Raw genomic sequence first — 9,808 nt, forward strand, 5'->3', positions numbered from 1 at the left:
TTTCCATTACTGGAATTAAGCAAAAACCATTGAGGGAGCTTTAAATGCCACTGGCATTTGTGCTTCGTCTTCAAATGTGACGAATTCCCATGCAGATTCTTTTGCTAATACAGCTTGGAGTAATTTATTGTTTAATGCGTGACCGGATTTAAACGCGGTAAATTCACCGATAATGTTATAGCCACACATAAATAAATCACCGATTGCATCCAACATTTTGTGACGAACAAATTCATCTTCAAAACGTAAACCATCATCGTTGAGAACACGATAGTCATCAACTACAATCGCACAATCGAAGCTTCCGCCTAAACACAATCCTTTAGATTGCAGATATTCAATATCACGCATAAATCCAAAAGTACGAGCACGACTAATTTGGCTCATGAAGGATTCAGCAGAAAAATCTAATTTATAACGCTGTGTACTTGCATCAATGGCTGGGTGATTAAAATCGATAGTAAAATCTAATTTGAACCCATTGTATGGACGCATTTCTGCCCATTTATCACCATCTTCTACACGTACTGTTTCTTTGATACGAATGAATTTCTTCGCAGTACGAAGTTCTTCAATTCCTGCATCAAGTAACAAGAAAACAAAAGGTGCTGCACTTCCATCCATTATTGGAATTTCAGGTGCATTCACTTCAATTACGATATTATCAATGCCTAAACCAGCCAGTGCTGCGTTTAAATGCTCAACGGTTGATATACGCACATCATCTTCGTTAACTAAGCAAGTACATAGCATAGTGTCACGAACTGATTTTGCGTCTGCTGGAAAATCCACCGGTGGATTTAAATCAGTACGACGGTAGATGACCCCAGTATTGGCTGGCGCCGGACGCATTGTAAGCGTAACTTTTTTACCCGTGTGAAGTCCCACACCAGTTGCTTGTACAATTCGTTTTAATGTCCGTTGTTTGATCATCATTTTATCTCGCAATGTTATCCGTCCTACCAATCATTATACTTATAATTGGCAGGACAGTTTAGCACAAAAAGCGGAGATGCCAATCTTTTTGGCGATTAATCAGCCTGTTTTCTCAGGAACGCAGGGATATCTAAATAATCGGGCTCTTTATTCGCCTGAGTAGATTGTTCGTTAACTGCTTTTGCTGCTGGCTTGCTTTCTTCTACAGCGGTAAAAGAAGACATGCTATTTTGCATTTGCTGATAACGATTCTCCATTGCGCTTTGCTGATTTTGCTTATTCGTTACCAGCGTAATTTCTGGACGTTTGTCCATGCCGATACCTGTTGCAACGACAGTTACACGCAGTTCATCATTCATTTCTGGGTCAAGGGATGTACCGATAACCACAGTCGCGTTGTCTGATGCAAATGCACGAATGGTGTTACCCACTGTTTCAAATTCATCAAGACGTAAGTCAAAGCCAGCGGTAATGTTGACTAACACACCACGCGCACCAGACAGGTCGATATCTTCCAATAATGGACTTGAAATCGCCATTTCTGCGGCTTCCTCAGCGCGATCTTCACCTTTAGCAGCACCAGAGCCCATCATGGCATAACCCATTTCAGACATCACGGTTCTTACGTCAGCAAAGTCAACGTTCATTAAACCAGGGCGGGTGATTAGCTCAGCGATACCTTGAACTGCGCCTTTTAAGACATCATTAGCCGCGCCAAACGCATCTAATAATGAAATTCCACGACCCAATACTTTTAATAATTTGTCATTAGGAATAGTGATTAATGAGTCAACATGTTTTGACAACTCAGTAATACCTTGTTCCGCAAATGCCATACGTTTTTTGCCTTCAAAATTAAAAGGCTTAGTTACTACAGCAACGGTCAAAATACCTAATTCTTTAGCAACTTCAGCAACAACTGGTGCGGCACCTGTACCAGTACCACCGCCCATACCTGCTGCGATAAAGACCATATCGGCACCTTCAAGCGCTGCACGCAACGCTTCACGGTCTTCTTCTGCGGCATTACGACCCACTTCAGGGTTTGCACCTGCACCTAAGCCTTTCGTAATGGCATTACCAATTTGGATAGTTTGTCCGACCGCTGTTTTACGTAGCGCTTGAGCATCCGTATTGACTGCAAAGAAATCTACGCCTTCAATACGTTCACGAACCATGTGCTCAACCGCATTACCGCCGCCGCCACCAACGCCGATGACTTTGATCACCGCATCGTTGGTTAATTCCATAGGTTCAAACATAATTTCTCTCCGTTTTGTGCCTTCTCAGGGTCGCTTGCTCAAACGACCTCTTTTTAAATTTGTCTGATTATTAAAACTCTCTTTTCAGCCAGCCGGTGAGTTTCTTAAACAAACCACTGACAGCAGAGCGTTTTTCGGTTTCTGTTTCCTCACCAAAGTGGGATTCTTTACCGTAATGCAAGAGCCCAACCGCTGTTGAGTAGTAGGGATCCTGCGCATAATCTGTTAGCCCGGTAATATTTAACGGTTTACCGATCCGTACTTGCGTGTGAAAAACACGTTGAGCACATTCAACAAGTCCATCAATCTGTGCAGCACCACCTGTTAGCACAATACCTGCGGCTAAATGATGCTTAATCCCTTGCTGACGTAATTGTTCTTGAACTTTTAAAATCTCTTCATTAACAAGATTGAGCAATTCGGTATAACGAGGCTCAATCACCTCAGCAAGAGTTTGTCGTTGCAGACTTCTTGGTGGCCTGCCTCCGACACTAGGAACTTCGACATTTTCATCTTTACCAACTAAAGAGCCTAATGCACAACCATGGCGAACTTTGATAGCTTCAGCGTCATTTGGGGGTGTACCAAACGCATAAGCGATATCACTTGTTACTACATTGCCAGCATAAGGAATAACGCGAGTGTGTCTTAATGCTCCACCAGTATAAATGGCGATGTCCATCGTACCGCCACCAATATCAACAACACACACACCAAGTTCACGTTCATCTTCTGTCAATACAGCGAAACTTGAAGCTAGTCCCGCAAAAATCAGTTGATCCACTTTTAACCCACAGCGTTCAACTGCTTTTACAATATTCTTTGCCATATCGTTATGGCAGGTAATTAGATGAACCTTAGCTTGCATACGTACACCCGACAATCCAACAGGGTTTTTGATCCCTTCTTGATAATCAATGGCATACTCTTGCGGTATAACGTGTAAAACACGATGTTCATCTTTTACTTTGACGGATTTCGCAGTGTGAACCACGCTATCAACGTCATCTTGAGTCACTTCTTCTTCTGAAATTGGCACCATACCAATCTCATTTTGGCAGCTGATATGCTTGCCTGATAACGCCAAATATACTGAAGATATTTGACAGTCAGCCATCAATTCAGCCTGATCTACCGCCCGTTGCACACATTTTACGACGGATTCAAGATCGTTAACGCCACCTTTATCCATGCCTCGAGATGGACAACTTCCCACCCCAATAATATTCACAACACCATCAGGCAGGATCTCACCGACAAGGGTGGCTACTTTGGCCGTACCAATCTCAAGACCAACTACTAATTTTCTGTCCGTCGCTTTGATCATTATTGTTCTGCCTTCGCCTTCATCGTGTCATCTGCCACGTCTTGTTTATTCATTCTCAAGTAATAAAGGAGCCCATCCGACTGCACCACCACTGTCATAACGCAGATCAACATAATCAACTCGTTTATCTGTTTGTTGTTGCAGTATCGGATACAACTCAATAAAGCGAGCGATCCGTTTTTCGTTATCCTTACGACCTAACTCCAATCGGACATCATTGTCTAAAACTAATTGCCATCCTTGACGTGCAGACATTGACGCTGCTTTTAAATTCAGGTTACTTGCAAGAAGTTGATCTCTCATTGCTACATAACCTGATAACACCATTTTTTCACTTCCTTGAGGGCCATATAACAAAGGGTAATTACCTTTGGTTTCCAATTGCGTTGGCAGACTGAAAACGCGCCCTTCTTTATCAAGAAAGTAAGTATCATTCCAGCGGGTAAAGGGAACATACTCTACCAGATGGATCTTAAGCTCATCAGGCCACTGTTTACGCACAGTGACTTGCCTAATCCATGGCATACGTTCAATTTGTTGCTGAATGATATTCACATCCTGTGTCATAAATGTGCCTGGCTGTCCTAAAGATAAAATCGCCTGACGCACATCATCATTCGTTGTGTAATGCCTCTCACCGGTTAATACAAGTTTTGAGATAGGAAGACGATTTGCATCTTTCATCCAGTTAACTACTTGTATTCCACCCCAAACGATAGTGGCAATCACACATAAGAAAAAGATTAATCCTGATAAATAAGTACCATTACTCGGTCTGTCAGAATGCTGTTTCTCTTTGTGTTCTTTTATATTTAGCGCTGCTTGTGACATATTAACCCACTAACTCCTGAGCAACGTTTAAACCAGAGAATCGCCCATCCTTTTGTCCGATGTTCCTTCGATTAATACTTTTCCTACATATATATACTTTATGAACACCTTTAGGTTTGATAATTAAATCACTAAATTGTTCAATCTGTTGAGAATTATTTACTTTAAAAGAAGAAATTGCGAATTTTTCTGCGTTTTTCTTGCTTTTTAACTGAAATTTTCTCTCAACACGGTTTTGAGCAAGCGAATTCTTGTTCATTTTTTTCGCCAATACAGTGCTATTTTTCTCATAACACCTCATCATTACAGCGAGTTGATTACCCATTTCACCATAAATGATGTTCACTTGCTCAAACATCCGTCTTAATCCTCGCTTAAAGATGGCTGTAATTTTGTATCTGCTAAGCGACGCGCTATTTTACCAATATTTCCAGCACCTTGAACTAAAACAAGATCATTATCTGTTAATACACCCGCTAATATTGATGAAATATTATCGACATCAGATACCCAGATAGGATCTAGCTTGCCACGCTGACGAATTGTTCGACAAAGTGAGCGACTGTCTGCGCCTGCAATCGGAGTTTCTCCGGCAGAATAAACGTCTGTTAATAATAAAATATCAACTTGGTTGAGAACAGTAGCAAAGTCCTCATACAAATCACGTGTACGTGTATAACGATGCGGTTGGAAAATCATTACAAGACGTTTATCTGGCCAACCGGCTCTCGCTGCTTTAATCGTTGCGTCAACTTCTGTTGGGTGATGACCATAATCATCAACTAACATCACCTCACCTTCTTGACCGTTAACATGTTCAAGACCGTAATTACCTAAGAAGTCGAAACGGCGTCCTGTACCTTGGAAGTTAAGTAATGCAGCTAAAATATGTTCGTCAGCAATACCTTCTTCAGTAGCAACCGCCACTGCCGCAGTTGCATTTAATGCGTTATGACGACCAGGTGCATTTAATACAACTTGTAAATCAGGCATATCTTCACGAGAAATAGTGAAGAAACCTTGAGCACCTTTTTGTTCATAATGCGTAATACGAACATCTGCATCCTCACTAAACCCGTAAGTCGTAATATAACGACCCACTTTAGGGATGATAGAACGGATAACATCATCATCAAGACACATCACTGCACGACCATAGAACGGTAAATTGTGCAAAAAGGTAATAAACGTCTCTTTTAAATTGTCAAAATTACCGTGATATGTATCCATATGGTCTGCTTCGATATTCGTAACCACAGCCACCATAGGTTGTAAATGTAAAAACGATGCATCACTTTCGTCAGCTTCAGCGATTAAATAACGGCTACATCCTAAACGAGCATGCGTACCCGCTGATTTAACTAATCCGCCATTTACAAAAGTAGGATCTAATCCTGCTTGTGCATAAATATTTGAAATCATTGCTGTCGTGGTGGTTTTACCATGAGTTCCTGCAATCGCCACACCATGACGATAACGCATTAATTCAGCCAACATCTCAGCACGACGAATAACTGGAATACGTGCCTCTCTCGCGGCAATAATTTCAGGATTCTCAGCACTGATTGCAGTCGAGACCACAACAACACTAGCGCCACGAATATTTTCAGGGCGGTGATTAAAATAAACAGTTGCGCCCAAAGCAACGAGCTGTTGTGTAACGGCATTTGGCGCTAAATCAGAACCACTGATTTCATAGCCTTCATTCGCTAGCACTTCGGCAATCCCACCCATACCGGCACCACCGATGCCAATAAAGTGAATATGCTTAACTTTTCTCATTTCAGGCACAAACGATCTTAATTTTGCCAGTTGTTGTGTATTCACTATTTACTTCTTCACTCTAAGTTAATGGTTACAAGTTACGTTTATTTCTTTGCCACTTCGATTATCACATTTGCTACACGCTCTGTGGCATCCGTAATCGCAACACTTTTTGCTTTTTCTGCCATCGCTAACAATGTTTCTCTATCCCACTGCTTTAGGGTTTGTGCAATGACTTCTGGAGTTAAATCATTTTGCTCGATAATTCGCGCTGCCCCCGCTTTTTCTAATGGCAGGGCATTCCAATATTGCTGTCTATCTTTGTGCTGGAAGGGAACAAAAATAGCGGGTAATCCCGCAGCGGCAATTTCACTGACTGTTAATGCGCCGGAACGACATACGACAACATCAGCCCATTGGTAAGCTTGCGCTATATCATCAATAAATTCAGTAACTTTGTATTCAGATTTAACTGAATTTTTCGCTAATTCATTCTGATAGCGTGTTTTTGTATCACTTTCGCCACCTTTTCCTGCTTGATGCCAGATTGTAACATGTTCACCAAGCAAACCAGCGACCACCGGCAAGGTATGATTTAAAATTCGAGCGCCTTGGCTACCACCAATAATCAACACTCGAATCGGACCAGTTCTCTCTTTTAATCGTACCGATGGCGCTTCAAGCGCTAATACATCTTCACGTACAGGATTCCCAACAACTGGCGCTTTAGGAAATGCGCCCGGAAAAGCCTGTAATACACGTTTAGCAATCTTGGATAGCCAACGATTGGTTAATCCAGCAATCCCATTTTGTTCATGCAAAATAACGGGGATGCCACACATCCAAGCCGCAACACCACCGGGGCCTGAAACATATCCCCCCATACCAAGTACAGCATCGGGTTGATAACGTTTCATAATGGCGCGCGCCTGAAAAATGGCTTTAATTATACGAATTGGCGCTGCTATTAATGCTTTAATACCTTTACCACGTAAGCCAGAAATACGAATAAATTCAATATCAATACCGTGTTTGGGTACTAAATCAGCTTCCATTCTATCCGCCGTTCCTAACCATCGGATTTCCCAACCTTGGGATTGTAGATAATGAGCAACAGCTAGCCCGGGGAATACGTGTCCCCCCGTACCACCAGCCATTACCATTAAACGGCGTCTACGCTCGCTCATTTCGGGCTCCTTACAAACGCCTGAGCTTGTGCTAGACGTGTTTCATAATCTATTCGTAACAACATCACGATGGCTGTTGACATAATAATCAAACTTGAACCACCGTAACTAATAAGAGGAAGAGTTAATCCCTTCGTTGGCAACATGCCTGCTGCTGCGCCTACATTGACCAAGGATTGGAATGTAAACCAGATCCCAATTGAACACGCTAAAAAGCCTGAAAAGCGCTGATCGAGTATCAATGCACGTCGCCCAATTTGCATCGCGCGAAAAGCGATGAAGAATACCATTAAAAGCACTAAAACCACACCGATATAACCAAGTTCTTCTGCCAAAATGGAGAAAATAAAGTCGGTATGTGCTTCTGGCAAATATTCCAGTTTTTGTACTGAGTTTCCTAAACCTTGTCCAAGCAAATCGCCCCGGCCAAATGCCATCAAAGATTGCGTTAATTGGTAACCACTACCAAATGGATCCTCCCAAGGCTCTAAGAAAGAAGTGATCCGGCGAACACGATAAGGTTCAACAATGATAAGCATAACCACAGCGGCAATACCTGAACCGATAATCGCTAAGAATTGCCAGATCTTAGCACCCGCTAAAAATAAAAGTGCCAATGTGGTAACAAACAACACAACCACGGTACCTAAGTCTGGCTGCAATAACAGTAAAACAGCCAGTACTAACATAACGCCCATCGGCTTACAGAAACCCCAAAAGTTGTTTCTGACCTCTTCAACTTTTCGAACTAAGTAGCTAGATAAGTAACAAAATAAAGCCAATTTTGATAATTCAGCAGGTTGAAAGTTTAATGGCCCCACAGCAATCCAACGTGAAGCACCATTAACCGAACTTCCGACGCCCAATACCACTAATAAAAGTAGTATTGAACCAAACAGCATTAGACTGCTATAACGTTGCCAAATTGCCATAGGAATACGCATAGTGACTAACGCAATACAAAACGCCACTATAAGGTAAATTCCATCACGCTTTGCAAATAGGAAAGGATCTTCTGCAAGTCGTTGACCAACAGGCATTGAAGCTGATGTCACCATGACAAAACCGATAACCGCTAATCCGAAAGTAAACCAGAGCAAAGTGCGATCATACGGCACAAACGCCGTATTCTCAGTTTGATAACTGCCCACTAACCACTGTTTTAGTCTTCGCATTGCGAATATGCTCATCAGCCAAGCTCCCTTGCCAAGCGCGCAAATTCATCACCACGTTGCTCAAAACATTTAAACTGATCTAAACTTGCGCAAGCTGGTGAAAGCAACACCATATCCCCTGGTTTAACAGTAGGGGCTAATGCACGCATTGCCTCTTCCATTGTCACTGTTAATAAAGAGACATCTGGTCGTAAACTAGCTAGAGCTTGCCCGTCTTGTCCAAAGCAATAGAGGCGAATATTGTCACCACTGATATAAGGCAATAAAGCTGTAAAATCGGCTGATTTTCCATCACCACCTAATAAAAGGTGCAATGTACCTTCGACGTCGAGTCCTCGTAATGCCGCTTCTGTACTTCCCACATTGGTCGCTTTCGAATCATTTATCCAGCGTACATTTTGATGTGAATAAACTAATTGAAAACGATGAGCAAGACCGTGATACGTTTTCAGTACTTCAGTTGCTGCTTGACGAGAAATCTCCACTGCATCTGCAAGTGCTAGTGCCGCTAATGCATTGGTATAGTTATGCTGTCCTGAAAGATACATTTCGGACGTTGAAAGAACTTTTTCACCATTTACTTTTAAGACGCGATTTGTGTTATCAAGCTGATAATCACCTTGTCCTACTCCAAAACTGACACAACGGCCATCTTTACCCATTAAAGGTAATGTGAGTGTGTCATCTTGGTTATAAACGCAGGTATTAGCATTATCATAGATACGTAATTTCGCTTCACGGTACTGTTCCAATCCTAATGGATAGCGATTCATATGATCTTCGCTAATATTTAAGACTGTCGCCGCAGCTGCTTTTAAGCTATACGTGGTTTCTAGTTGGAAACTTGATAGCTCTAATACATAAAGATCATGAGGCTCAGTTAGCAAGGTCAGTGCAGGAACACCAATATTCCCCCCAACACCAACTCGAATACCATCCGCTTTTGCCATTTCACCCACAAGCATTGTAACTGTGCTTTTACCATTAGAGCCTGTAATAGCCACAATAGGTGCTTTTGCTTCGCGACAAAACAGTTCAATATCCCCCACAATTTCGACACCATGACTTGCAGCTTCAACAAGCTCAGGAGTCGAAAGGGCAATACCAGGACTTGAGACAATTAAATCAGCATCGTTAAGCCATGCTTGGTGAAAGCTGCCTGTATGATATTCAACGTCAACAGGAAGCTTATCTAAGCCTCCTGGTTTTTGGCGCGTGTCAATCACTTTAGGTGTAACACCTTGACGGATAAAAAAGTCAACGCAGGAAAGACCTGTTATTCCAAGCCCAACAACAACGACTTTTTTTCCCTGATAATTTGCCATC

General features: G+C 42.2%; 9 protein-coding genes. All 9 read right to left on the reverse strand.

The window, feature by feature from the left end; all coding sequences use genetic code 11:
- Positions 1-15: 15 nt before the first annotated feature.
- Complete coding sequence (gene lpxC, locus GWI68_RS15695) at positions 16-933, reverse strand: UDP-3-O-acyl-N-acetylglucosamine deacetylase (protein ID WP_036913397.1); 918 nt, start codon at positions 931-933, stop codon at positions 16-18.
- Between the two features lie 98 nt (positions 934-1,031).
- Positions 1,032-2,198 carry a cell division protein FtsZ gene (gene ftsZ, locus GWI68_RS15700; protein ID WP_072069264.1) on the reverse strand — a complete coding sequence of 389 codons (1,167 nt, stop codon included), beginning with the start codon at positions 2,196-2,198 and terminating at the stop codon, positions 1,032-1,034.
- 70 nt (positions 2,199-2,268) lie between these two features.
- Positions 2,269-3,525, reverse strand: coding sequence for a cell division protein FtsA (ftsA, locus tag GWI68_RS15705; protein WP_006533748.1), 1,257 nt, complete (start codon positions 3,523-3,525; stop codon positions 2,269-2,271).
- Positions 3,526-3,570: 45 nt separating this feature from the next.
- Positions 3,571-4,356 carry a cell division protein FtsQ gene (gene ftsQ, locus GWI68_RS15710; RefSeq protein ID WP_036934971.1) on the reverse strand — a complete coding sequence of 262 codons (786 nt, stop codon included), beginning with the start codon at positions 4,354-4,356 and terminating at the stop codon, positions 3,571-3,573.
- 1 nt (position 4,357) lies between these two features.
- Complete coding sequence (locus GWI68_RS15715; protein ID WP_166540885.1) at positions 4,358-4,714, reverse strand: hypothetical protein; 357 nt, start codon at positions 4,712-4,714, stop codon at positions 4,358-4,360.
- Positions 4,715-4,719: 5 nt separating this feature from the next.
- A complete protein-coding gene (gene murC, locus GWI68_RS15720; protein ID WP_072069267.1) occupies positions 4,720-6,183 on the reverse strand; it encodes a UDP-N-acetylmuramate--L-alanine ligase in 1,464 nt (487 codons plus the stop codon).
- Positions 6,184-6,224: 41 nt separating this feature from the next.
- A complete protein-coding gene (gene murG, locus GWI68_RS15725) occupies positions 6,225-7,307 on the reverse strand; it encodes an undecaprenyldiphospho-muramoylpentapeptide beta-N-acetylglucosaminyltransferase (RefSeq protein ID WP_166540886.1) in 1,083 nt (360 codons plus the stop codon).
- Positions 7,304-8,497, reverse strand: coding sequence for a cell division protein FtsW (ftsW, locus tag GWI68_RS15730; protein WP_109407466.1), 1,194 nt, complete (start codon positions 8,495-8,497; stop codon positions 7,304-7,306). The genes murG and ftsW overlap by 4 nt, the downstream gene beginning before the upstream one ends.
- Positions 8,497-9,807 (reverse strand): UDP-N-acetylmuramoyl-L-alanine--D-glutamate ligase, encoded by a 1,311-nt coding sequence (murD, locus tag GWI68_RS15735; RefSeq protein ID WP_166540887.1) that lies wholly within the window; start codon positions 9,805-9,807, stop codon positions 8,497-8,499. The genes ftsW and murD overlap by 1 nt, the downstream gene beginning before the upstream one ends.
- Position 9,808 lies beyond the last annotated feature (1 nt).

Source organism: Proteus sp. G2669, from assembly GCF_009915245.1.
In the GTDB taxonomy this organism is placed as follows: Bacteria; Pseudomonadota; Gammaproteobacteria; order Enterobacterales; family Enterobacteriaceae; genus Proteus.